Source organism: Nonomuraea sp. NPDC054003 (assembly GCF_055585125.1).
This window is the reverse complement of the sequence record NZ_JBVJKR010000022.1, coordinates 121,014-143,384: the sequence shown is the minus strand read 5'-3', so window position 1 is coordinate 143,384 and position 22,371 is coordinate 121,014. Positions and strand designations below refer to the sequence as shown.

Sequence of the window (22,371 nt, the reverse complement as noted above, 5' to 3'; positions counted from 1 at the left end):
AAAGGAATCCGTCACAGAAATACATGACGGGGTTGTGCATCATGCACTGGCTTTTAACACACTGTTGAGTTCTCAAGAAACGGACGCGTACACCCGCACCGAAGATTATCGCCTTCAGCGCCAGGGGCGCACATCTGCTCTTCTCCACTTTATCAGGTGGCCCGATATCCGGTCAAATCCGTTTATCGGTTCATCTGATCAAGATTTTGGCAGTCCCCGGAACTTACCGTGTCATCCTGCGCCTGTCGAATCAACCGATTTATTCGGTGATCACGCCGGACGCCCGAGACAACCCGATCAAGAGCGCATTGCAGCGCTCCGGCCGAGTGGCTTGTTCTCAAGGGACTCTGCCCTGGGGCCCGTCCGCCTGACCGGCGTCCGGCTCACTCCCGGGGCGAGTTATGAGGTTAGGTCGCGATCCGCCAGACGTCAAATCACACGCCGGACGGCCGGCCGGGCTGTCGTCCTCGCGCCACAGCGATGTGGTGCTGAAGGAAGCGTTCTCATCCCCCGAAGCCACCACGCCATGCGTCGGAGGGACGCGGGCCCGCTAACGGATGAGGGCGCGAACCTGGTCCGGTGAGGTGAACAGCTCGGCCGGCATCCCCGCCGCCCGCGCCCCCGCCACGTTGACCTCGTTGTCGTCGAAGAACAGCGCGTCCCGCGGAGCCACCCCGAGCCGCGCCGCGCAGATCTCGTACGCCCGCGGGTCCGGCTTGGCGACCCCGATCCGGCACGAGTACGTCAGCGCGTCGAACCGCCCCAGCCAGTCACCGTGGTTGCGTTCCCACACCGGCACCAGGTCTTCGATGATGTTCGACAGCAGCCCCAGCTTGACCCCGCGGTCGGCGAGCTCGTGCACCAGCGCCACCATCTCCTGATCCACCTGCGACCAGCTCTCCAGATCGGCCGCCGTCAGGGCCGCCACGTCGGCGAACTCCACTCCCAGCCGCTCGCCGACCGCCGCCCAGTACGCACCGGTCTCCTGCCCGGCGTCGTAGGCGGGCCGGCAGCCCCAGTATGCCTCCCAGAACGCCTCGGCGGAGACCCCGCCCAGGTCCACGAGCTGCTGCTTCGCCTCGTCCGTCTGGGTCCGGGCGATGACACCGTACAGATCGAAAACGATTACTTGATTCATGCATCAGAGCCTATGCGCCGTATTCTGCACCGATGATCTCTGCGGCCACACTTGCCCCTGACGCCCCGCCAGTTCCGCGACAGAGTCGCACCCGCGGCAGGCCGTACGCGGAGGGGGTGATGGCCGCGCTGGCCGGTGGGGTGGCGTTCAGCGGGTCGGGCGCGGCGACGCTGAACGGCGACGAGCTGGCCACGATCAGCGCCGCCACCCGCTCGCTGGCCGGGCTGTGGGAGCTGGTCCAGCACATCGACGGCCATTTCCTGCCCTATTACCTGTTCATGCACGTGTGGGCGCTGGCGGGCACGGCGGAGCTGTGGCTGCGGCTGCCGTCGGCGCTGGCGATCGGCGCGGCGGCGGGCCTGCTGGTGGCGCTGGGCAGGCGGCTGCACAGCACGCGGGCCGGGGTGACGGCGGCCGCGCTGCTGGCGGCGCTGCCGTCGGTGTCGTACTACGGGGCGTTCGCGCGACCGTACGCGTTCGCCGCGGCCGCGGTCGTGCTGTCGTTCTGGGCGTTGCACCGGGCGCTGGAACGCTCCGGCCCGCGCCGGTGGGCGGCGTACGGCGCGACTGTGGCGCTGGTCTGCTGCACGCACCTGTTCGCGGTGCTGGTGCTGCCGGCCCATCTGCTGCTGATCCGGCGGGAGACGGCGGCGCGGATGCTCGCCGCGCTGGCGGCGGGGTGCGTGCCCGCCGTGGTGCTGGGCCTCGTCGGGTACGGGGAGCGGCACGCGATCAGCTGGATCCCGCAGCGTGGCCCCGATGTGCTGCTGAAGTTCCCGAAGATGGCGGCGGGGGCGGCCGAGGCCGGGGTGCCGCTGTTCGTGGTCGCGCTGGCCGGGGCGGCGCTGCTGGGGCTGTCGCGGCGGGCGGCCGGGCCGCGGGGCGCCGCGAGCACGGGTCTCCCGCCCTGGCGCTGGGCGGGTGCGCTGCTGGGGTGGCTGGTGCTGCCGCCGCTGCTGTTGCTCGCGGTGTCCCACCTGGTCACGCCGGTGTACGTGGATCGCTACCTGTTCGTGACGGCGCCGGCGCTGGCCCTGCTGGCGGGGCTGGCCGCCGCGCACGCCGGAAGCAGGCGGGTGTCCGTGGCCGCCTGCTGGGCGCTATTCGCGGTCTGCCTGGCGGCGGGAACGTACCAACATGCGGAGGTCCGGGATGAGAACGGGCGGTTCGAGAACTTCCCGTGGGCCATCTCCCGGATCCAGGCCCAGCCGGGCGACGCGATCGTGTACGGGCAGAGCCAGGTGCGGTCCGGGTTCGACTACTACGGCCCCGCCTACTACGGGCTCGACGGATTCGGAGACGGCTCGATGCCGGAGGACGTGCTCCGGCTCGGCCACGACCCGTCGCCGACCGGCTTCGGCTACCGCGAGCGGAGCGCCGTCGCCGGCGCGCTGCGCGGGCGCGAGCGGGTGTGGGTCGTGTGGCGCGGCACCAAGGCCACGGGCGACCGTCTGGCCCGGGTACGGGAAGTCGAGGAGGCCGGGTACGAGCGGGAGGGCTCGTGGCACTCGGCCGACCTGCCGGGCATGACGGTCGCCCTCTACACGAAGGCGGGCGGCTGAGGGTCAGCCGACCTCGACGCCGCCGACCGACTTCTTGCCGCGCCGCAGCACCAGGAAGCGGCCGTGGAGCAGGTCGGCGGCGGCCGGGACGTACGCCTCGTCCGTGATCTTGGTGTTGTTGAGGTAGGCGCCGCCCTCCTTGACCGCCCGGCGGGCGGCCGACTTGGACTCGACCAGCCCGCTGTCGGCCATGAGGTCGACCAGCGACGCGCCGAGCCCGGGGACGGTCGCCTTCGGCACCTCGGCCAGCGCCGCCGCCAGGGTGGAGGCCGGCAGCTCGTCCAGCGAGCCCTGGCCGAACAGCGCCTTGGACGCCGCCACCGCCGCGGCCAGCTCCTGCGGGCCGTGCACGAGCGTGGTGAGGTCCTCGGCGAGCGTCCGCTGCGCCTCGCGGGCGAACGGCCGGTCGGCGACGGCCTTCTCCAGCTGCTCGATCTCCTCCCGGGAGCGGAAGGTGAACACCTTGAGGAAGCGGATCACGTCGCGGTCGTCGGCGTTGAGCCAGTACTGGTAGAACGCGTAGGGCGTGGTCAGCGCCGGGTCGAGCCAGACGGCCCCGCCGGCGGTCTTGCCGAACTTGGTGCCGTCGGCCTTGGTGATCAGTTTGCCGGTGAGGGCGTGCACGTGAGCGCCCTCGACCCGCCTGATCAGGTCGACGCCCGCGGTGATGTTGCCCCACTGATCGCTGCCGCCGAGCTGGAGGGTGCAGCCGTGGCGCCGGTAGAGCTCCAGGTAGTCGTTGGCCTGCAGGATCTGGTAGCTGAACTCGGTGTAGCTGAGCCCTTCGCCGCCGAGCCTGGCCGAGACCGACTCGCGGGCGAGCATCCGGTTGACCGGGAAGTGCTTGCCGACGTCACGCAGGAAGTCGATGGCCGACAGCTCGGCGGTCCAGTCGAGGTTGCTGACGAGCGTGGCCGCGTTGGGGCCCGGCTCGAACGACAGGAACTTCTCCACCTGGACCCGGATCCGCGCCACCCATTCGGCCACCACCTCGCTGGTGTTGAGCGCCCGCTCGGTGCTGCGGCCGCTGGGGTCGCCGATCAGGCCGGTGGCGCCGCCGACCAGGCCGATCGGCCGGTGGCCCGCACGCTGGAAACGGGTCAGGATCAGCAGCGTGGCGAGGTTGCCGACGTGCAGCGACGGTGCGGTCGGGTCGAAGCCCGCATAGACCGTGATCGGACCCTTCGACAGCGTTTCGCGCAGGGCGTCGGTGTCGGTGGTCTGCGCGGTCACGTCGCGCCATTCGAGCTCATCGAGGATGTCGGTCACGATGCTGACTTTCCTGATAGATGGTGAGTGGGTACAGCGTGCCTGATCGCGGCCGGACGCCGCCACTTGGATAATGTCGGCCCCATGTGGAAGGTCCGTCGTGAACTGGCCGTTTTCAAGATCTTAGGGGCTCTGGCGTGCGCGGGGCTCGCAGCGTACTGGTATGCCGACGGTGACGTGCCAGGAGTGGTCCTCGCGGTGCCGGCGGCGGTGCTGCTGGGCGGGATGGGGTTGCGCGACATACTGGCCCCGGTGCGGCTGGCGATGGACGAGAGCGGCATCACGGTCGTGCACGGTTTCGCGGGCAGGCGGCACGTGCCGTGGGACGCCATCCGGGACGTCGAGGTGGACGTCCGCAGGCGGTGGGGCCTGCGCAGCGAGATGCTGGAGATCGACACCGGCGACCATCTGCACATCTTCAGCGCTCACGACCTCGGCGCCTCGCCCACGGAGGTGGCTGCGGCGTTGCGCCGCCGCGGCATGTGAGCGCGGTACGGGGAGACGGTCGGATCTCCGTCGACCCAGAACCGCCAGGGGGTGTCCTTGGCCGTCGAGATCCCGGTGCGCGGCCCCGACCTGATCGCTCCGGGCTCCGGCGGGCGGCCCTCCAGGACCACCGCCGACCCGGCGGGCCACACCGGCGGGCCGTCGGCCTGCGGCGCGGCGCTGATCAGGCGGTCGACGGCGGGGATCGCGCCGGGCGGGCCCTCCCAGACGGCGTCGACGCCGTTGTGCTCGCGCAGCAGACCGAGCGCCACGGCCAGCCTGGCCGGCCCCCGGCCGAGGTCGCGGTCGGCCACCGGCCTGGGGCCGCCGTCGCCCGCGGGCGCTCCCCTGCCGGACCGCCGGGACCGGGCCAGGCCGACGCCGCCGACCACCTCACCGGCCCGCAGCAGCACCGCCGAGCCCTGGTCCTCGGGCAGGCAGACGAGGTTGGCGCAGAAGTGCATGCCGTAGGTGAAGTACACGTACAGGTGTCCGGGCGGGCCGAACATGACCGCGTTGCGCGCCGTCTTGCCGCGGTAGGTGTGGGCCGCGGGGTCCTCGCCCGGCCCGCCGTACGCCTCGACCTCGGTCAGGCGTACGGCCACGCCGCCGTGCACGATGAGGCGCCCGAGCAGGTCGGGCGCGACCTCGTGGGACGGCCGGTCGAAGAAGGCCCGCGGCAGCGGGGCCGTGCTCAGCACCCCGCTCAGGAGCCGGCCGCCCAGGCCGCCTGGGCGTCGACCGCCTCGCGCAGCGCCACGAGCTGGTCGCGGACGCGGTCGGGGGCGGTGCCGCCGTGGGCCTTGCGGGCGGCGAGCGCGCCCGGCACGTTGAGCACGTCGCGCACGTCGGGCGTCAGGTGCGGCGAGACCTTGACCATCTCGTCGTCGGTGAGGTCGCCGAGGTCCTTGTCGTTGACCTGGCACCACACCACGAGGTGGCCGACCGCCTCGTGCGCCTCACGGAACGGCACCCCGCGCCGCACCAGCAGCTCGGCCAGGTCGGTGGCGAGGGCGAACCCGTCGGGCGCCGACGCCTCCATCCGGGCGGTGTTGACCCGCATGGTCGAGACGAGGCCGGCCATCGCGGGCAGGACCAGCAGCAGGGTGTCGACCGAGTCGAACACCGGCTCCTTGTCCTCCTGCAGGTCGCGGTTGTAGGTGAGCGGCAGGCCCTTGAGCGTGGTCAGCAGCGCCATCAGGTTGCCGATGAGGCGTCCGGACTTGCCGCGGGCCAGCTCGGCCACGTCGGGGTTCTTCTTCTGCGGCATGATCGACGAGCCGGTGGAGTAGGCGTCGTCCATCTCGATCCAGCGGAACTCCTGCGAGGCCCACAGGACGATCTCCTCGCCCAGCCGGGACAGGTGGGTGCCGATCAGGGCCGCGGCGAACAGGAACTCGGCCGCGAAGTCACGGTCGGCGACCGCGTCCATCGAGTTGGGCGCGGCCGAGTCGAACCCGAGCTCCTGCGCCACCGCCTGTGGGTCGAGCGGCAGCGACGAGCCGGCCAGCGCGCCGGAGCCGAGCGGCGAGACGGCCGCCCGCTTGTCCCAGTCGGTGAGCCGGTCGACGTCGCGGGCGAACGCGTGCACGTGCGCGAGCAGCTGGTGGCCGAACGACACCGGCTGCGCGTGCTGCAGGTGGGTCATGCCGGGCGCGGCCGTCTCGGCGTGCTGCCCCGCCTGCTCCATCAGCGCCGTCTCCAGCTCCACCAGCCGGGAGACGATCGTGCGGGCGTGGTCGCGGAGGTAGAGACGCAGGTCGGTGGCGATCTGGTCGTTGCGACTGCGGCCGGCCCTGAGCTTGCCGCCGAGCGAGCCGAGCCGCTCCAGCAGGCCGCGCTCCAGCGCGGTGTGCACGTCCTCGTCCGCGACGGTGGGCCGGAACTCGCCCTCCTTGCAGGCGCGCTCCAGGTCGTCGAGCGCGCCGATCATGCGCTGCAGCTCCTCGGCGCTCAGCAGCCCCGCCCTGTGCAGCACGCGGGCGTGCGCCCTGGACGCCGCCAGGTCGTAGGGCACCAGCCGCCAGTCGAAGTGCACGCTCACCGACAGCCGGGTCAGCGCGTCGGACGGGCCCCCTTCGAAACGCCCGCCCCACAGCCGCATCGGCTTGCCATCACTCACCGTCTTCTCCTCAGCCTTCACCGCACGTCCTCCGCGACCTTAGTGCACTTCACCCCTGCTTCGCGTCGCGAGCCGCCGCGATCTTCGAAGGCAGGCTGAACAGTTGTACGAAACCCTTGGCCAGCGACTGGTCGAACGAGTCGCCGGTGTCGTAGGTGGCGAGCGAGAAGTCGTACAGCGACTGCTCGGAGCGCCGGCCCGTGACCGTGGCGCGGCCGCCGTGCAGGGTCATCCTGATGTCACCGCTGACGTACCGCTGCGCGTCGGCGATGAGCGCGTCGAGCCCGCGCTTGAGCGGCGAGTACCACAGCCCGTCGTAGACCAGCTCGCTCCACCGCTGGTCGACGCCCCGCTTGAAGCGGGCCAGGTCGCGCTCGACGGTGACGCTCTCCAGCTCCAGGTGCGCCGTGATGAGCGTGATCGCGCCGGGCGCCTCGTACACCTCGCGTGACTTGATGCCGACCAGCCGGTCCTCGACCATGTCGATGCGCCCGACGCCGTGCGCGCCGGCCCGCCGGTTCAGCTCGTCGATGATCTCGTACGGGGTGAGCGGGCGGCCGTCGAGCTTGACCGGGACGCCCCGCTCGAAGGTGATGACCACCTCGTCGGGCTCGCGCGGCACGGCGGGGTCGGCCGTGTAGGCGTAGACGTCCTCGCTGGGCGCGTTCCAGATGTCTTCCAGGAAGCCGGTCTCGATGGCGCGGCCCCACAGGTTCTGGTCGATCGAGAACGGGTTCTTCTTGGTGGTCTCGATGGGCAGGCCCCTGCGCTCGGCGTACTCGATCGCCTTGTCGCGGGTCCAGGCGAAGTCGCGGGCCGGGGCGACCACCTTGAGCTCGGGGGCCAGCGCCGCCAGCCCGGCCTCGAAGCGGACCTGGTCGTTGCCCTTGCCGGTGCAGCCGTGGGACACGATCGTGCCGCCGAGCTGCTTGGCCGCAGTGACCAGGTGCTTGACGATGAGCGGGCGCGAGAGCGACGACAGCAGCGGATAGCGGTCCATGTAGAGGGCGTTGGCCTGGAGCGCGGGCACGCAGAAGTCGGCCGCGAACTCCTCCTTGGCGTCGACCACCACGGACTCGACGGCGCCGCAGTCCAGGGCGCGCTCGCGGATGGCCTTCATGTCCTCGCCGCCCTGGCCGAGGTCCACCGCGACGGCGATGACCTCGGCGTTCATCTTCTCGGCGAGGAACGGGATGGCCACCGACGTGTCCAGGCCCCCGGAGAACGCCAGGACCACTCTCTCCGTCATTGCTCTGTCTCCATCGATTGCGATAAAGCGTGATAATTCGGTCTAAGTGCGCCGGTCTGCCGCCTTCAGCAGCGCCTCCGCGAGAGCCGGCCCGCCCTGCGGGTCTCGGCTGATGACCAGGATCGTGTCGTCACCCGCGACCGTGCCGAGAATCGACTCCCAGTCGGCGTGGTCGATGGCGGAGGCGAGGAACTGGGCCGCGCCCGGCGGAGTCCTGACGATGACCAGGTTGGCCGAGGCGTCGGCGCTGACCAGCAGTTCCTCCGCGATGCGGTGCAGCCGCGCGGCCGGGGACTCGCCGGTGCCGAGCCTGGCCAGCGGGATCCGCCCGCCGCCCTCACCGGGCAGCGCGTACACCAGCGAGCCGTCCTCGGCGCGCAGCTTGAGCGCGCCCAGCTCGTCGAGGTCGCGTGAGAGCGTGGCCTGGGTGACCTCGACGCCGCTCTCCGCCAGCAGCTTGGCCAGCTCCGGCTGGGACCGGACCGGCTGGCGCTGGAGCAGGTCGGTGATCTTCGCCTGCCGGGCCGCCTTGGTCATCGGGATCGTCATGGTCTGGTCACCAGCCAGTGGAGCAGCGCCTTCTGCGCGTGCAGCCGGTTCTCCGCCTGGTCCCACACGGCGCTGTGCGGGCCCTCCAGGACGTCGGCGGTGATCTCGTTGCCGCGGTAGGCGGGCAGGCAGTGGAGCACGACCGCGTCGCCGTCGGCGTGTGCCAGCAGCTCGGCGTTGACCTGGTAGGGCATGAGATCGCGGACTCGGTCGTCCTTGCCGTCCTGGCCCATCGACACCCAGGTGTCGGCCGCCACGACCTGCGCCCCCTGAACGGCGGCGACCGGGTCCGAGACGGACACCACGGAACCGCCGGTGGTGGCGGCGATGGCCGCGGCCCTGGCCAGGACCACCGCGTCGGGCTGGTAGCCGACCGGGGCGCCGATCCGCACGTGCATGCCGGCGGTGGCGCCGCCCAGCAGGTAGGAGTTGGCCATGTTGTTGGCGCCGTCGCCCACGTACGCGAGTGTCAGCCCGGCGGTGCGGCCCAGCCGCTCGCGCACCGTCTGCAGGTCGGCGAGGATCTGGCAGGGGTGGAACTCGTCGGTGAGCGCGTTGACCACGGGCACCGCGGAGTTCGCCGCCATGGTCTCGATCAGCTCCTGGCCGCTGGTGCGCCACACGATGGCGGCCACCTGCCGGTCGAGCACGCGGGCGATGTCCTCGACCGGCTCGCCGCGGCCCATGAGGGTGGAGACGCCGTCGACGATCAGCGGCAGGCCGCCCAGCTCGCCGATGCCCACGTGGAAGGAGACGCGGGTCCTGGCGGACGGCTTGTCGAACAGCACCGCCACGGTCTTGGGCCCCTCGAACGGGCGGTGGCCGAAGCGGTCCTTCTTCATCTCCGCCGCCAGGACGAGGACCTCTTCCTGCTCGGCCGGCGAGAGGTCGTCGTCCCGCAGAAAGTGCCTGACGTCCGCGTTGTTTCCTGCGGTCACTGGCTCGCCTCCGTGAGAATGTTCGGGAACGCGGCGGTGAAGGCGTCCACCTGGCCGGCCGTCACGACCAGCGGCGGCGCGATCCGCACCGCGTCCGGCTGCACGGCGTTGACGAGGAAGCCCGCATCCTGCGCCGCCTTCTGCACCTTCCCCGAAACGGGCTCGGCGAGCACGGCGGCCAGCCACAGGCCGCGTCCGCGCACCCCCTTCAGCAGCGGGTGCGCGATCGATTCGAGACCGCCGCGCAGCCGCGCGGCGACCTCGTTGACATGGCCGAGGTCCACGTTGTCGAGCACGGCCAGGGCCGCGGCGCAGGACACCGGGTTGCCGCCGAAGGTCGAGCCGTGGTCGCCCTTCTCGAACAGGGTGCCGGCCTCGCCGAATCCGACGCAGGCGCCGATCGGCAGCCCGCCGCCCAGCCCCTTGGCCAGGGTGAGGATGTCGGGGGTGAAGCCGTCGGCCTGGTGGGCGAACCAGTGGCCGGTCCTGCCGATCGCCGACTGGATCTCGTCGGCGACCAGCAGCGCGCCGGTCGCGTCACAGATCTCGCGGGCCGCCGCCAGGTAGCCGTCGGGCGGCGGCACCACGCCGGCCTCGCCCTGCGTCGGCTCCAGGAACACCGCCGCGCAGTCGCCGGTCACGGCCTCCTTCAGCGCGTCCGCGTCCCCGTACGGGACGAACCGGACGTCGACCGGGAAGGGGCCGAACTGGTCGCGGATGGACTTCTTGCCGCTCAGCGACAGCGCGCCGATCGTACGGCCGTGGAAGCCGTTCTCGGCCGCGACGAAGTAGGACCTGCCGGTGCGCTTGCCGTACTTGACCGCGAGCTTGTAGGCGGCCTCGTTGGCCTCGGTGCCGGAGTTGGCGAAGAAGACCCGGGCGGGCGCGCCGAGCAGGCCGGTCAGCCTCTCGGCCAGCAGCACCTCGGGCTCGTGCAGGAACAGGTTGCTGGTGTGGGCGATCGTCGCCACCTGCTTCGACACCGCCTCGACCAGCGCGGGGTGGGCGTGACCGAGCGAGACGACCGCGATGCCGGCGATGAAGTCGAGATACTCCCTGCCCTCGACGTCCCACACGCGGGCGCCCTCGCCCCTGGCCAGCGCGACCGGCGGGACGCCGTAGTTGGGCATGAAGACCTGCTCGAACCGCTCGTACAGGCTACTCATCAGGGCACCACCATGGTTCCGATTCCTTCGTTGGTGAAGATCTCCTGCAGCAGCGAGTGGGGCACCCTGCCGTCGAGCACGTGGGCCTGCGGGACGCCGTTGCGCACGGCGGTCAGGCAGGCTTCCATCTTGGGCACCATGCCGCTGGACAGCGTGGGCATCAGCCGCTCGAGCTCGGCCGCGTCGATCTCGTCGATGACGTCGGTGTCGTCGGGCCAGTTGGCGTACAGGCCCTCGACGTCGGTGAGGACGATGAGTTTGTCGGCCTTGAGCGCCACGGCCAGCGCGGCGGCCGCGGTGTCGGCATTTACATTGTAGATTTCGCCGTCGGCGCCGCGCGCGATGCCGGACACGACCGGGACGCGCCCGTCGGCCAGCAGCGCCTCGACCGTGCCGGGCTCGACCTTGACGATCTCGCCGACCTGGCCGATGTCGACCGGGCTGCCGTCGACGATGGCGCTCTTGCGCTCGGCGGTGAACAGGTGGGCGTCCTCGCCCGACAGGCCCACCGCGAACGGGCCGTGGCGGTTGATCAGGCCGATGATGTCGCGGCCCACCTGGCCGACCAGCACCATCCTGACGACCTGCATGGCCTCAGGGGTGGTGACCCGCAGCCCGGCGGTGAACGTGGACTCGATGCCCAGCTTGTCGAGGTGGGCGTTGATCTGCGGGCCGCCGCCGTGCACCACGACCGGCCGCAGCCCGGCGTGGCGCAGGAAGACGACGTCCTCGGCGAACGACTCCTTGAGCGCCTCGTCGGTCATCGCGTTGCCGCCGTACTTGATGACGACGGTCGCGCCGTGGAAGCGCTCCAGCCACGGCAGGGCCTCGATGAGCGCGGCCGCCTTCTCCTGTGCGTCCCTCATGTCGAGTACGCCGAGTTCTCGTGGACGTACTCGGCCGTCAGGTCGGTGGTGTGCACCGTGGCGGTGTGCGGGCCGGCCGACAGGTCGACGGTGATGGTGACGTCGCGCGGGCGCATGTCGACCTTGTCGCGGTCGTCGCCGACGGCGCCGCCGCGGCAGATCCAGATGCCGTTGATGGCCACGTTGAGCCGCTCGGGCTCGAACTCGGCATCGGTGGTGCCGACCGCGGACAGCACCCGGCCCCAGTTGGGGTCCTCACCGTGGATGGCGCACTTGAGCAGGTTGGAACGGGCGACCGCGCGGCCGACCTTGACCGCGTCGTCCTCGGAGGCGGCGCCGACCACCTCGATGGAGATGGCCTTGCTGGCGCCCTCGGCGTCGACGAGGAGCTGCCTGGCCAGGTCGGCGCAGACCTCCGTCACCTTCTGCTCGAACTCGGCCAGGTCCGGCCTGACCCCGGCGGCGCCGCTGGACAGCAGCAGCACGGTGTCGTTGGTGGACATGCAGCCGTCGGTGTCGAGCCGGTCGAACGTCGTGGACGTGGCCCTGCCCAGCACCGAGCCCAGCTCCTCGGCGGTCAGCTCGGCGTCGGTGGTGATCACGCAGAGCATGGTGGCCAGGGCGGGGGCCAGCATGCCGGCCCCTTTGGCCATCCCGCCGACCATGTAGCCGGCGCCGCGCTTGAAGGAGATCTTGGACACCGTGTCGGTGGTGCGGATGGCGTCGGCCGCGTTGAGCCCGCCGTCGCGGGACAGCTTGGCGGCGGCCTGCTCCACGCCGGCCAGCACCGCGTCCATCGGCAGCCGCTCGCCGATCAGCCCGGTCGAGCAGACCGCGATCTCGCCGGCGGAGTCGTCGAGCAGCGCGGCCGCCTTCTCGGCGGTCGCGTGCGTGTCCTGGAAGCCCTCGGGGCCGGTGCAGGCGTTGGCGCCGCCGGAGTTGAGCACGACCGCCCGCAGCCGCCCGCCTCGCAGGACCTGCTGCGACCACAGCACGGGCGCCGCCTTCACCCTGTTGGCGGTGAAGACGCCTGCGGCGGCGCGGCTGGGCCCGTCGTTGACGACGAGGGCCAGGTCGCGGGCGCCGCCGGACTTGATGCCGGCGGCCACGCCCGCGGCCCGGAAGCCTAGGGGGGCGGTCACGCTCATGGAGCTACTCCATTCGTGGGGAGACCGAGCTCTTCTGGCAGGCCGAGGGCGAGGTTGGCGCTCTGGATCGCGCCTCCGGCCGTGCCCTTGGTGAGGTTGTCGATGGCGATGACGGCCAGCACGCGGCCGGCCCGCTCGTCGAGCGCCACCTGCAGGGCGGCGGTGTTGGCGCCGTAGGTCATCGCGGTGGCGGGCCAGACGCCCTCCGGCAGCAGCGTCACGAACGGCTCGGCGCGCAGCGCCTCCTCGTACGCCTCGCGCAGCGCGGCCCCGGTGAGGCCGGGCGCGGCCGGGGCGGTGCAGGTGGCCAGGATGCCGCGGCTCATCGGGGCGAGCGTGGGCGTGAAGGAGACCCGCACCGGGACCCCCGCGGCCGCGCTCAGCCCCTGCTCCATCTCGGGGGTGTGGCGGTGGACGCCGCCGGCGCCGTAGGCGCTGACCGAGCCGATGACCTCACTGCCGAGCAGGTTGGGCTTGAGCGACTTGCCGGCGCCGCTGGTGCCGCTGGCGGCGACCACGACGACGTCCGGCTCGGCCAGGCCCGCGGCGAACGCGGGCGTCAGCGCGAGCAGGACCGAGGTGGGGTAGCAGCCGGGCACCGCGATGCGGCGGGCGCCCTTGAGCACCTCGCGCTGGCCGGGCAGCTCCGGCAGCCCGTAGGGCCAGGTGCCCGCGTGCTCGCCGCCGTAGAACTCCTGCCAGGCGGCCGCGTCGGCGAGCCGGTGGTCGGCGCCGCAGTCGACGACCAGCGTCTCGTCGCCGAGCCTGGCGGCGATGGCCGCCGAGTGGCCGTGCGGGAGCGCGAGGAAGACCACGTCGTGGCCGGCGAGCGTCTCTGGCGTGGTGTCTTCGATGATCCGCCCGGCCAGCGCCGGCAGCTGCGGCTGGTGGGCGCCGAGCGGGCTGCCCGCGCTGGAGGCGGCGGTGAGCGCGCCGATCTCCAGTCTCGGGTGGCCGAGCAGCAGGCGGAGCAACTCGCCGCCCGCGTAGCCGCTGGCTCCGGCGACCGCTGCTCTCATGCCTGCCTCCTGCATAGTCATGCATCTTACCTCATGGATTTGCTTTTTAAGAGGATGCACCGCAGGGGATGAACATGCAACCCGTAGACCGTATATCGGGACGGTGACGGAACGCGCACGGCCACGGATAATCCCCGGTGAATCACGGTCTAGCGCTACGTACCTACCGGTCGGTACTGTGATGTATCCGACAGCCGTCCAGCGGGAGTACTGCGTAATGACCCTTTCGCACGCCCAGGTGGAAGCCCAGCTCACCGGACCCGGACAGCTCTTCGAGATGGAGGAGATCGGCGGCACCGGCATTCGGACGTGGAAGCACGCACCCGCCCACTTCCGCGTGCTGCTGGAGAACAGCCGGTGGCACGGCGACAAGGTTTTCCTCGTCTACGAGGACGAGCACATCACCTTCGAGGACCACTACCGGCGCGCCGCCACCCTCGCCACCCGCCTCGCCGACGACTACGGGGTGCGCAAGGGCGACCGGGTGGCGGTCGCCATGCGCAACTACCCCGAATGGTCGATCGCCTTCTCCGCGGCGCTCGCTGCGGGCGCCGTCGCGGTGCCGTTGAACGCCTGGTGGACCGAGCCCGAGCTGGCGTACGGGGTGAGCGACTCCGGCGCGAAGGTCATCATCGCCGACGACGAGCGGGCCCCCAGGCTGGCCGGCACCGGCGTGCCGCTGATCGTCGCCAGGGGCGCGGCGCCCCAGGGGGCGCGGACGTTCGACGAGGTGCTCGGCGAGGTCAGGGCCGACGTGACGCTGCCCGAGGTGGAGCTCTCCCCCGACGACCCGGCCACCATCTTCTACACCTCCGGCACCACCGGGCGGCCCAAGGGCGCGCTCGGCAGCCATCGCAATCTGGGCCAGTCGCCGATGACCGTCGCCTACGGGCTCTACCGCGCCAGCGCGCTGGCCGGCAAGGACCCCGGCGAGGCCACGGCCGTGCGCCGGGTGACGCTCCTGACGGTGCCGCTGTTCCACGTCACCGGCTGCTTCTCGGCGCTGACCACGACCCTGTTCAGCGGCGGGGGCCTGGTGCTCATGTACAAGTGGGACCCGGGCCAGGCGCTGAAGCTGATCGAGCGGGAGAAGGTCAGCGCCATGATCGGCGTGCCGACCAACGCCTGGCAGCTGATGTCCCACCCCGACTTCGCCAAGCACGACCTGTCGTCGCTCAACACGCTCGGCTACGGCGGCGCGCCCGCCCCGCCCAGGCTGCTGGAGCGCATCACCGAGAACCTCCCCGCCCGCGCCGCGTCCAACGGCTACGGCATGACCGAGACGACCGCGCTGGCCATCGGCAACGGGGGCGCCGACTACCAGGCGCACCCCGACAGCATCGGCAGGCCCTCCCCCGTGGTCGACGTGCGCGTGGTCGACCCGATGAACAACGAGCTGCCGCCCGGCGAGGTCGGCGAGCTCTGCGTGCGCGGCCCCAACGTGATCCTGGGCTACTGGAACAAGCCGGAGGCCACCGCCGAGACGTTCGTCGGCGGCTGGCTGCACACCGGCGACCTGGCCAAGATCGACGAGGACGGGTTCGTCTACATCGTCGACCGGGCCAAGGACATGGTGATCAGGGGCGGCGAGAACGTCTACTGCGCCGAGGTGGAGGCCGCGCTGTTCGAGCACCCGGCCGTGGACGACGTCGCGGTGATCGGCGTGCCGCACGACGAGCTGGGCGAGGAGGTGGGCGCGGTGATCCGCCTCGCCGCCGGCGTCCCGGCCACCGGCGAGGAGCTGCGGGCGTTCCTCGACGGGCGGATCGCCGCGTTCAAGGTGCCGCGCCACTTCTGGTTCCGGGAGGGCGAGCTGCCGCGCAACCCCGGCGGCAAGATCCTCAAGACCCACCTGCGCCGGGAGGTACTCGGCGCCTGACGACGCGCGAAGCGGCCCGCCCTCGACCGGCGGGCCGCTTTTTTCATGACATATCACCAGGTCAGCATGTCTGCACCAGATCGCATTACCTTCCACGTAATCGCGTGGCCTATGTGCTCGCTGGCACCGTTGCGGGTGTCGGAACGAACACCTAAGGAGACGCGAGATGACCACCCCCACCAGCGCCACTACCGGCCGCGCGAGCTTCCTGCGGCTCGTGCTCGCCGCGGACGCCGTCGTCACAGGGGTCAACGGCCTGGCCTACCTCGCCGCCGCCGGCCTTCTGAGCGACCTGCTCGGGCCGGACGCGGGCCTGCTGCGCGGGATCGGGATCTTCCTGCTCGCGTACGGGGTGGCCGTCGGTCTCCTCGCGGGCCGCCGCCAGGTCAGCGAGGCGGGCACCCAGGTCGTGATCGGCCTGAACGTCGTCTGGGCACTGGCAAGCATCGCCGCCGTCGTCACCGGTCTCCTCGCGTTCACCACGATCGGCGCGGTGTGGGCGATCCTCCAGGCCCTCGTGGTCGCCGGGTTCGCCGTGCTGCAGATCGCCGGTCTCCGCAAGCTTCGCTAACCATCTGAAAGGCTGACAAATCATGACGAACCTCGTCGAGCGTTACGTGGCCGCCTGGAACGAGACCGACCCCGCCGCCCGCGCCAAGGCCGTGGCCGGCGTCTGGACCGAGGACGCGACGTACACCGACCCGCTGGCGGACGTGGCCGGGCACGCCGGCATCGCCGCCGTCATCGAGGGCGCCCAGGGGATGTTCCCCGGTCTGGTCTTCACCCCCGGCGAGCTGTACGACGCCCACCACGGCGTCGCCCGCTTCACCTGGCACCTCGGCCCGGAGGGCGGGGAGCCGGTGGCGACCGGCTTCGACGTGGTGGAGCTGGCCGAGGACGGGCGCATCAGCAAGGTGCTCGGCTTCCTGGACAAGGTGCCGGCCGTCTGACCCTCCTCTCCCATGGCCCCCGCCCCGGCGGGGGCTTCCGCTTGCCGCTCCGATGTTTCCACGGATGGTCATGGACTTGTCAGGTGGAAGTCAGTAAAGATCTAACTTGCAGCTTTAGCGTGATTTGCGCTCAAGAAGGATCAAAGAAGGGTACGTAACGTACACATGCGGGTGGCAAACGCACTACTCACGGCAGTCCTGGCTTCGGCCCTCGTCACCAGCGCCTCCGCCGCCCACGCGGCGCCGCGCCCCGAGTTCCCCGCGGAGGTGTACGGCGGCGCCTGGCAGGCGGGGCACGTGCAGGGGATCGCGGTGGACGAGAAGAAGGGCTTCATGTACTTCTCCTTCACCAACCTGCTCGTCAAGACCGACCTGGCCGGCAAGCCCGTCGGCTCCGTCACCGGCTTCACCGGCCACCTCGGCGACCTCGACTTCAACCGTCAGGACCGCCGGGTGTACGGGTCGCTGGAATACAAGGACGCGCAGGCGTTCTACATCGCCATCTTCGACGTCGACCGCATCACCAGCCTCGGCATGGACGCCGAGACCTCCGACGTGGTGACCGCCGTCTACGTCAAGGAGGTGGTCGACGACTACAGCGCCGACATGAACGGCGACGGCGTCTTCGACGGCAACGTGGCCAACACCCCCGACCACCGCTACGGCTGCAGCGGCATCGACGGCGTCGCGTTCGGCCCCGAGTTCGGCAAGCGGCACGGCAAGCAGAAGCTGACCGTGGCCTACGGCGTCTACTCCAACACCGCTCGCCAGGACAACGACCACCAGGTGCTGCTCCAGTACGACATCACCAAGTGGCGCAAGTACGAGCGCCCGCTCACCCAGAGCGCCCCGCACACCTCCGGCCCGGCCAAGGTCGACGGGAAGTACTTCGCCCGCACCGGCAACACCCGGTACGGAGTCCAGAACCTGGAGTACGACGGCCACACCGGCAAGTGGCTGATGGCCGTCTACAAGGGCGCCAAGCCGCAGTTCCCCAACTACTCGATGTTCACCGTCGACGGCGCCACCCGCCCGGTGCGCGGACCGATCGAGGGACAGCCCCAGCCGGAGCAGGGCGACCTGCTCACGCTCGCTCCCGAGGGCCTGCACCACGAGGCGTCGGGCGTCCGCGGCTGGGAGTCCTCCGGTGAGTACGGCCTGGCCTCGCTGGACGACGGCCGCTTCTACCTGGTAGACGCCGGCACCGTGACCGAGGACGGCGTCACCAAGCAGACGGCCCACTCCCGCCTCCACCGCTGGACCGGCAGCACTCCGACCCCGTTCGAGCGCCTCCCCTAGCCATCCGGGACAGGGCTCCCGACCGGCCAAGCCGGGGAGCCCCCGGCGCGGGCCCCGCCACCGCAGCGGCGGGAGCCCGCGCCACATCAGTCCTCCTCGCGCCACCCCTCGAACCGCTCGGTCAGCTCGTCCACCTTGGCCAGGCTCTCCCCGGCGAGCCCTTCCACGACGACGAGCCACTGCGCGTCCTCCGCGTCGTCCTCCCCCGCCAGCGTCTCGCGCACCACCCGGGGCACGCCCAGGCCGGGGAACCACTCGCCGAGCGTCGCCGCGACCTCCTCGGCGTCGTCCCGCTCAGAAAAGATCAGCAACTGCCTCATGAACGGCATTCTGGCAGCAGGCGAGAGCACGCGTTCACGAACAGTGAGCGGGGTACGTTGCTAACGTAAGACCATGACGGCCGAAGCGGTGAGCATTCCCATGGCGCCAGAGTCCTCGCTGCCCGACTGGATCTTCCCTCCCCCTGAGGGGTTCACGGCGGAAGACCTCGATCACCTTCCGCATTTGCCTGCGCACACGGAGTTGATTGACGGAAGCTTGGTCTTCGTGAGTCCGCAGGCTTCCTTCCACACGCGCATGGTCGACCTTCTCGTCGCCTCGCTCAGGCGCACAGTTCCCTCCCGGCTGCGCGTACGGCGCGAGATGAGCATCATCCTGGGCAAGGACCAGCGGCCAGAGCCGGACGTCTGCGTGATCCGCGCGGAGGCGGACGAGAGCCCTGACCAGACCTACTATCGCGCCCAGGACGTCATGCTGACGGTCGAGGTCGTTTCGCCGGAGTCCCGGTCACGCGACCGCAAGCGCAAGCCGCTCCTCTACGCCGAGGCGGGCATCCCCCACTTCTGGCGGGTCGAGAACGACTCCGGCAGACCGGTCGTCTACGTCTACGAGCTCGACCCCGCCACCCGCGCCTATGTGCCCACCGGGATCTACCACGACCGGGTCAAGGTCACCGTCCCGTTCGACGTCGACATCGACCTCTACGAGATCGACACGTACTGACGAACAAGGGCCGCTGCGGATTCCGTAGCGGCCCTTAGTTCGTCGGATGTCGTCAGGCGGAGCGCAGCTGGGCGCCGACGCGGTCGGCGGCGAGCGCCACGGCGGCGTCGCGGGCGGCGGAGATCTCCTCGGCCGTCAGCGTGCGGTCGGGGGCGCGGAAACGCATCGCGTACGCGAGCGACTTGTTGCCCTCGCCCACCTGGGCACCGGCGTAGACGTCGAACAGCCGCACCGACTCCAGCAGCTCACCCGCGCCGTCGCGGAGCGCCGCCTCGACGTCGGCCACCGGGGTGAAGTCGGGCACGATCAGCGCGACGTCCTGGGTGGCGACCGGGTAGGCGGAGATGGCCGGAGCCTGGGCCGGGCCGCGCATGGCCGTCTCTAGGCGGGTCAGCTCCAGCTCCAGCGCGGCCGTGCGCGGCGGCAGCCCGTAGGCCTCGATGACCCGCGGGTGGAGCTCGCCCGCGTGGCCGACGAGCAGGTCGCCGAGGTAGAGGGCGGCGCACCGGCCCGGGTGCCACGGCTCGTGCTGGTCGGCCACGACCGACAGCTCCAGCCCGGCCTCGGCCGCGACGATCCGTCCGGCCTGCACCGCGTCGGCCCACGACGCCTGCCGGCCCGCGCCCCACCAGCCGGAGCGCTCGAACTCGCCGGCGAGCACCACCGCGACCCGCCACGGCTGGTCGGGCAGCGCCGCCTCGATCGAGGCCAGCTCCTCCTCGGTGGGCCGCCGCTCGACGCCGAGCACGGGGGCCGCCTCGGGCGCCCCCTCGCGCGGCCGGTAGACGGCGCCGGCCTCGAACAGGGCCACGTCGGCGAAGCCGCGCCCGACGTTGCGTACCAGGGTCTTGAGCAGCCCGGGCAGCAGCGTGGTGCGCATCAGCGGCTCGTCCTCGCCCAGCGGGTTGGCCAGCCGCATCGCGCGGCGGCGGGCGTCGTCGGCGGGCAGCTGCAGCCGGTCGAAGTCGTCGGCGCTGATGAACGGGTAGGCCAGCACCTCGGCGTAGCCCGCTTCGGCCAGCGCCCGGCCGACCCTCCTGCGCAGCCGCTGGCCCTCCGTGAGCCCTGCCCCCGCGGGGGCGCTGGGCAGCACGGACGGCAGCCGCTCGTACCCTTCCAGCCGGATGACCTCTTCGGCGAGGTCGCTGGGGTCGGTGAGGTCGGGCCGCCACGACGGCGGGGTCACCGTGATCATGTCGTCGCCCTTGACGGCCAGCCTGGCCGCCAGCTCGCCGCCGGTGACCACGCCGGTCGGGTCGACGCCGCCCTCGCGCACGGCCGGGTCGTCGCCGTCGACCACGACGCAGCCGATCTGCTCCAGCCTGCGCACGACGGTCTCTTTCGCGTACGGCATGCCGGCGATGTCGCCGGGGTGGGCGGCGGGGATCGACACGCGGGCGGGCCTGACCTCGACCTCGGCGTGCGTGACCCCGGGCACGATGGTGGCGCCGCCCAGCTCGGCCAGCATGCTCACGGCCCGCCAGGAGGCGACGAGCGGCAGCTCACGGTCGACGCCGCGCTCGAACCGCTTGGACGCCTCGGAGACGAGGTTGTGGCGGCGGGACTCGCGGGAGATGCCGGTAGCCGAGAAGTGGGCGGCCTCGATGACGATCTCGGTGGAGCCGTCGGAGATCTCGGTCTCCAGGCCGCCCATGGTGCCGGCCATGGAGATCGGCCCCGACTGGTCGGTGATGAGGATGTCGTCGGGGTCGAGGTCGCGCACGACGTGGTCGAGCGTCTCCAGCCGTTCGCCCGGCAGCGCGCGCCGCACCACGATCTCGCCGGTGAGCTTGTCGGTGTCGAAGGCGTGCAGCGGCTGGCCGAGCTCCAGCATGAGGTAGTTGGTGATGTCGACGGCCAGCGACACCGGCCGCATGCCGGCCCGGATGAGCCGGGTGCGCATCCACAGCGGGCTCTTGGCCTCCGGGTCGAAGCCGGTGACCTGGCGCAGCACGAACCGGTCGCACGCGGTCGGGTCGTCGATGTAGGCCGGCCAGGCCCGGCTGGTGTGCTCGGGCGGCCGCACGTCGGCGGGGTCGCGGAACGCCGCCCCGAACGCGATCGCGACCTCGCGGGCCACGCCCCGGATCGACAGCGCGTAGCCGATGTCGGGGGTGATCTCCAGCTCGATCACGTCGTCGCGCAGGCCGAGCAGCTCCACCACGTCGGCGCCGACGGGGGTGCCGGCGGGCAGCACCATGATGCCCGCGTGGTCCTCGCCCAGGCCCAGCTCGCGCTCCGAGCAAATCATGCCCTCGGACAGGCGGCCGTAGGTCTTGCGGGCGCCGACCTCGAACCCTCCGGGCAGCACGCCGCCGGGCAGCACCACGGGGACGCGGTCGCCGACGGCGAAGTTGGTGGCGCCGCAGACGATCTCGCGCGGCGTCGGCTCGCCGACCTCGACCCGGCAGTGGCGGATCGGCTTCTTGAAGCCGGTCAGCTCCTCGATCTCCAGCACCTCGCCGACGACGACGTTCTTGACGTCGTGGCCGTGGGAGGCGATGGACTCCAGCTTGAGCCCGGCGGCCGTGAGCTTGTCAGCCACCTCTTGGGCGGTGACCGCCGGGAGATCGACATACTCCCGCAGCCAGGAAAGCGGGACCCTCATCAGATCTCCATTCCGAACGGGAGCGTGAAGCGCACGTCTCCCTCGATCATGTCGCGCATGTCCTCGGCGTTGTGGCGGAACATCAGCGTCCGCTCGATGCCCATCCCGAAGGCGAACCCGGAGTAGACCGACGGGTCGATGCCGCAGGCGACCAGCACCCGCGGGTTGACCATGCCGCAGCCGCCCCACTCGATCCAGCCCTCGTTCTTGCAGGTGCGGCAGGGCGGGTTGCCGGGCACCGCCGAGGCGCCGCGGCAGACGAAGCACTTGAGGTCCATCTCGGCGGACGGCTCGGTGAAGGGGAAGTAGTTGGGCCGGAACCTGGTGGTGATGCCCTCACCGAACATGACCTCGGCGAACCGGTCGAGCGTGCCCTTGAGGTGGGCCATGGTGAGGCCCTTGTCGACGGCCAGGCCCTCGGTCTGGTGGAAGACCGGGGTGTGGGTGGCGTCGAGCTCGTCGGTGCGGAAGGTCTTGCCGGGCGCGATCGCGTAACACGGCGCGCCGCGCTCCAGCAGGGCGCGGATCTGCAGCGGCGAGGTCTGCGTGCGCAGCACCATGCCCGAGTCGGTGGAGCCGACGAAGAACGTGTCGTGCTCGGAGCGGGCCGGGTGGTCCTTGGCGATGTTGAGCGCCTCGAAGTTGAACCACTCGCCTTCGAGCTCGGGGCCTTCGGCCACCTCGTAGCCCATCGCGACGAACGTGTCGGCGATGCGCTCCTGCAGCGTGGTCAGCGGGTGGCGGGCGCCGCGCGGGCGGCGGTCCCACGGCAGGGTGACGTCGACGGTCTCCTCGACGAGCACCCGGGCGTCGCGCTCGGCCTCCAGCTCGGCCTGCCGGGCGGCCAGCGCCTCGGCGACGGCTCTGCGGGCGGTGCCGACCCGCTTGCCCGCCTCGGCACGGGCGGCGGGCGGCAGGGCGCCGATCTCGCGGTTGGCCAGGGCGAGAGGCGAGCGGTCGCCGGAGTGCGCCAGCCTGGCCTGCTTGAGTGCGTCGAGGCTGCCGGCCGCCTTGATCGCCGCGATGGCGTCGGCCTCCATCCGGGACACCTCGTCGGCGTGCAGCGGGGTGACCTCGACCGGGTCGTAGTCAGACAAGAGTGAGCTCCGTATCCAGGGCTT

21 protein-coding genes are annotated in these 22,371 nt (G+C 71.3%); 7 read left to right on the top strand and 14 right to left on the bottom strand.

Going from position 1 to position 22,371, the window contains the following annotated elements; genetic code table 11:
- Window positions 1-550: 550 nt before the first annotated feature.
- Window positions 551-1,138 (bottom strand): HAD family hydrolase, encoded by a 588-nt coding sequence (locus ACZ6YG_RS40765; protein WP_364234484.1) that lies wholly within the window; start codon window positions 1,136-1,138, stop codon window positions 551-553.
- 119 nt (window positions 1,139-1,257) lie between these two features.
- Here ACZ6YG_RS40765 and ACZ6YG_RS40760 point away from each other — a divergent pair, with 119 nt between their 5' ends.
- The gene (locus tag ACZ6YG_RS40760) at window positions 1,258-2,700 is read left to right on the top strand and encodes a glycosyltransferase family 39 protein (RefSeq protein WP_466020895.1); all 1,443 of its coding nucleotides are present in this window, start codon (window positions 1,258-1,260) and stop codon (window positions 2,698-2,700) included.
- 3 nt (window positions 2,701-2,703) lie between these two features.
- Here ACZ6YG_RS40760 and tyrS read toward each other — a convergent pair whose 3' ends face one another.
- Window positions 2,704-3,969, bottom strand: a complete 1,266-nt coding sequence (tyrS, locus tag ACZ6YG_RS40755) for a tyrosine--tRNA ligase (RefSeq protein WP_364234479.1) — start codon at window positions 3,967-3,969, stop codon at window positions 2,704-2,706.
- Window positions 3,970-4,146: 177 nt separating this feature from the next.
- Between tyrS and ACZ6YG_RS40750 the strand changes: the two genes are divergently transcribed.
- Entirely contained in the window at window positions 4,147-4,455 is a 309-nt protein-coding gene (locus ACZ6YG_RS40750; protein ID WP_222708918.1) for a PH domain-containing protein, read from the top strand.
- Here the strand turns inward: ACZ6YG_RS40750 and ACZ6YG_RS40745 are convergent.
- From ACZ6YG_RS40745 to argC, 9 genes are all read right to left on the bottom strand, one after another.
- Window positions 4,395-5,153, bottom strand: coding sequence for a DNA-3-methyladenine glycosylase (locus ACZ6YG_RS40745; RefSeq protein ID WP_378525347.1), 759 nt, complete (start codon window positions 5,151-5,153; stop codon window positions 4,395-4,397). The two genes, ACZ6YG_RS40750 and ACZ6YG_RS40745, sit on opposite strands and share 61 nt — an antisense overlap.
- A gap of 8 nt (window positions 5,154-5,161) precedes the next feature.
- Window positions 5,162-6,559, bottom strand: coding sequence for an argininosuccinate lyase (gene argH, locus ACZ6YG_RS40740; RefSeq protein ID WP_148034516.1), 1,398 nt, complete (start codon window positions 6,557-6,559; stop codon window positions 5,162-5,164).
- Between the two features lie 67 nt (window positions 6,560-6,626).
- Complete coding sequence (locus ACZ6YG_RS40735) at window positions 6,627-7,826, bottom strand: argininosuccinate synthase (protein ID WP_148031226.1); 1,200 nt, start codon at window positions 7,824-7,826, stop codon at window positions 6,627-6,629.
- A 42-nt stretch (window positions 7,827-7,868) separates the two neighbouring features.
- Complete coding sequence (locus ACZ6YG_RS40730) at window positions 7,869-8,375, bottom strand: arginine repressor (protein ID WP_148031225.1); 507 nt, start codon at window positions 8,373-8,375, stop codon at window positions 7,869-7,871.
- Entirely contained in the window at window positions 8,372-9,313 is a 942-nt protein-coding gene (gene argF / locus ACZ6YG_RS40725; protein WP_466020894.1) for an ornithine carbamoyltransferase, read from the bottom strand. Before argF ends, ACZ6YG_RS40730 begins: the two co-directional genes overlap by 4 nt.
- Window positions 9,310-10,479, bottom strand: coding sequence for an acetylornithine transaminase (locus ACZ6YG_RS40720; protein WP_364234474.1), 1,170 nt, complete (start codon window positions 10,477-10,479; stop codon window positions 9,310-9,312). The genes argF and ACZ6YG_RS40720 overlap by 4 nt, the downstream gene beginning before the upstream one ends.
- Window positions 10,479-11,345: an acetylglutamate kinase gene (gene argB / locus ACZ6YG_RS40715; protein WP_148031222.1), complete on the bottom strand. Its 867-nt coding sequence runs from the start codon at window positions 11,343-11,345 to the stop codon at window positions 10,479-10,481. Before argB ends, ACZ6YG_RS40720 begins: the two co-directional genes overlap by 1 nt.
- On the bottom strand, window positions 11,342-12,493 hold the full coding sequence (gene argJ / locus ACZ6YG_RS40710) for a bifunctional glutamate N-acetyltransferase/amino-acid acetyltransferase ArgJ (RefSeq protein WP_148031221.1): 1,152 nt from the start codon (window positions 12,491-12,493) through the stop codon (window positions 11,342-11,344). The genes argB and argJ overlap by 4 nt, the downstream gene beginning before the upstream one ends.
- Window positions 12,490-13,527, bottom strand: a complete 1,038-nt coding sequence (gene argC, locus ACZ6YG_RS40705) for an N-acetyl-gamma-glutamyl-phosphate reductase (RefSeq protein ID WP_378525348.1) — start codon at window positions 13,525-13,527, stop codon at window positions 12,490-12,492. The genes argJ and argC overlap by 4 nt, the downstream gene beginning before the upstream one ends.
- 202 nt (window positions 13,528-13,729) lie before the next feature.
- On the opposite strand from argC, the gene ACZ6YG_RS40700 reads away from it, so the two are divergent.
- The 4 genes from ACZ6YG_RS40700 to ACZ6YG_RS40685 all read left to right on the top strand — a co-directional run bounded on the left by ACZ6YG_RS40700 (window position 13,730) and on the right by ACZ6YG_RS40685 (window position 17,640).
- Window positions 13,730-15,391, top strand: a complete 1,662-nt coding sequence (locus tag ACZ6YG_RS40700) for a class I adenylate-forming enzyme family protein (RefSeq protein WP_466020893.1) — start codon at window positions 13,730-13,732, stop codon at window positions 15,389-15,391.
- Window positions 15,392-15,557: 166 nt separating this feature from the next.
- Window positions 15,558-15,962 carry a hypothetical protein gene (locus ACZ6YG_RS40695; protein ID WP_466020892.1) on the top strand — a complete coding sequence of 135 codons (405 nt, stop codon included), beginning with the start codon at window positions 15,558-15,560 and terminating at the stop codon, window positions 15,960-15,962.
- A 22-nt stretch (window positions 15,963-15,984) separates the two neighbouring features.
- A complete protein-coding gene (locus ACZ6YG_RS40690; RefSeq protein WP_148031217.1) occupies window positions 15,985-16,341 on the top strand; it encodes a nuclear transport factor 2 family protein in 357 nt (118 codons plus the stop codon).
- 171 nt (window positions 16,342-16,512) lie between these two features.
- On the top strand, window positions 16,513-17,640 hold the full coding sequence (locus ACZ6YG_RS40685; protein ID WP_466020891.1) for a hypothetical protein: 1,128 nt from the start codon (window positions 16,513-16,515) through the stop codon (window positions 17,638-17,640).
- A gap of 86 nt (window positions 17,641-17,726) precedes the next feature.
- Here the strand turns inward: ACZ6YG_RS40685 and ACZ6YG_RS40680 are convergent, their stop codons facing one another.
- Window positions 17,727-17,960 (bottom strand): hypothetical protein, encoded by a 234-nt coding sequence (locus tag ACZ6YG_RS40680; protein ID WP_466020890.1) that lies wholly within the window; start codon window positions 17,958-17,960, stop codon window positions 17,727-17,729.
- A gap of 100 nt (window positions 17,961-18,060) precedes the next feature.
- On the opposite strand from ACZ6YG_RS40680, the gene ACZ6YG_RS40675 reads away from it, so the two are divergent.
- The gene (locus ACZ6YG_RS40675; RefSeq protein WP_466020897.1) at window positions 18,061-18,642 is read left to right on the top strand and encodes a Uma2 family endonuclease; all 582 of its coding nucleotides are present in this window, start codon (window positions 18,061-18,063) and stop codon (window positions 18,640-18,642) included.
- 52 nt (window positions 18,643-18,694) lie between these two features.
- Here the strand turns inward: ACZ6YG_RS40675 and ACZ6YG_RS40670 are convergent, their stop codons facing one another.
- Together ACZ6YG_RS40670 and pheS are read right to left on the bottom strand one after the other, a co-directional pair.
- Window positions 18,695-21,250 (bottom strand): phenylalanine--tRNA ligase subunit beta, encoded by a 2,556-nt coding sequence (locus ACZ6YG_RS40670; RefSeq protein ID WP_364234455.1) that lies wholly within the window; start codon window positions 21,248-21,250, stop codon window positions 18,695-18,697.
- Complete coding sequence (pheS, locus tag ACZ6YG_RS40665; RefSeq protein WP_246639256.1) at window positions 21,250-22,290, bottom strand: phenylalanine--tRNA ligase subunit alpha; 1,041 nt, start codon at window positions 22,288-22,290, stop codon at window positions 21,250-21,252. Before pheS ends, ACZ6YG_RS40670 begins: the two co-directional genes overlap by 1 nt.
- Window positions 22,291-22,371 lie beyond the last annotated feature (81 nt).

Excerpts from the sequence above, each read along its gene's own strand:
- ACZ6YG_RS40765 (WP_364234484.1), bottom strand. The coding sequence starts at position 1,138 with ATGAATCAAGTAATCGTTTTCGATCTGTACGGTGTCATCGCCCGGACC.
- ACZ6YG_RS40760 (WP_466020895.1), top strand. The coding sequence starts at position 1,258 with ATGGCCGCGCTGGCCGGTGGGGTGGCGTTCAGCGGGTCGGGCGCGGCG.
- argH (WP_148034516.1), bottom strand. The coding sequence starts at position 6,559 with ATGCGGCTGTGGGGCGGGCGTTTCGAAGGGGGCCCGTCCGACGCGCTG.
- ACZ6YG_RS40735 (WP_148031226.1), bottom strand. The coding sequence starts at position 7,826 with ATGACGGAGAGAGTGGTCCTGGCGTTCTCCGGGGGCCTGGACACGTCG.
- ACZ6YG_RS40730 (WP_148031225.1), bottom strand. The coding sequence starts at position 8,375 with ATGACGATCCCGATGACCAAGGCGGCCCGGCAGGCGAAGATCACCGAC.
- ACZ6YG_RS40720 (WP_364234474.1), bottom strand. The coding sequence starts at position 10,479 with ATGAGTAGCCTGTACGAGCGGTTCGAGCAGGTCTTCATGCCCAACTAC.
- argB (WP_148031222.1), bottom strand. The coding sequence starts at position 11,345 with ATGAGGGACGCACAGGAGAAGGCGGCCGCGCTCATCGAGGCCCTGCCG.
- argJ (WP_148031221.1), bottom strand. The coding sequence starts at position 12,493 with ATGAGCGTGACCGCCCCCCTAGGCTTCCGGGCCGCGGGCGTGGCCGCC.
- argC (WP_378525348.1), bottom strand. The coding sequence starts at position 13,527 with ATGCAGGAGGCAGGCATGAGAGCAGCGGTCGCCGGAGCCAGCGGCTAC.
- ACZ6YG_RS40700 (WP_466020893.1), top strand. The coding sequence starts at position 13,730 with ATGACCCTTTCGCACGCCCAGGTGGAAGCCCAGCTCACCGGACCCGGA.
- ACZ6YG_RS40695 (WP_466020892.1), top strand. The coding sequence starts at position 15,558 with ATGACCACCCCCACCAGCGCCACTACCGGCCGCGCGAGCTTCCTGCGG.
- ACZ6YG_RS40690 (WP_148031217.1), top strand. The coding sequence starts at position 15,985 with ATGACGAACCTCGTCGAGCGTTACGTGGCCGCCTGGAACGAGACCGAC.
- ACZ6YG_RS40680 (WP_466020890.1), bottom strand. The coding sequence starts at position 17,960 with ATGAGGCAGTTGCTGATCTTTTCTGAGCGGGACGACGCCGAGGAGGTC.
- ACZ6YG_RS40675 (WP_466020897.1), top strand. The coding sequence starts at position 18,061 with ATGGCGCCAGAGTCCTCGCTGCCCGACTGGATCTTCCCTCCCCCTGAG.
- ACZ6YG_RS40670 (WP_364234455.1), bottom strand. The coding sequence starts at position 21,250 with ATGAGGGTCCCGCTTTCCTGGCTGCGGGAGTATGTCGATCTCCCGGCG.
- pheS (WP_246639256.1), bottom strand. The coding sequence starts at position 22,290 with ATGGAGGCCGACGCCATCGCGGCGATCAAGGCGGCCGGCAGCCTCGAC.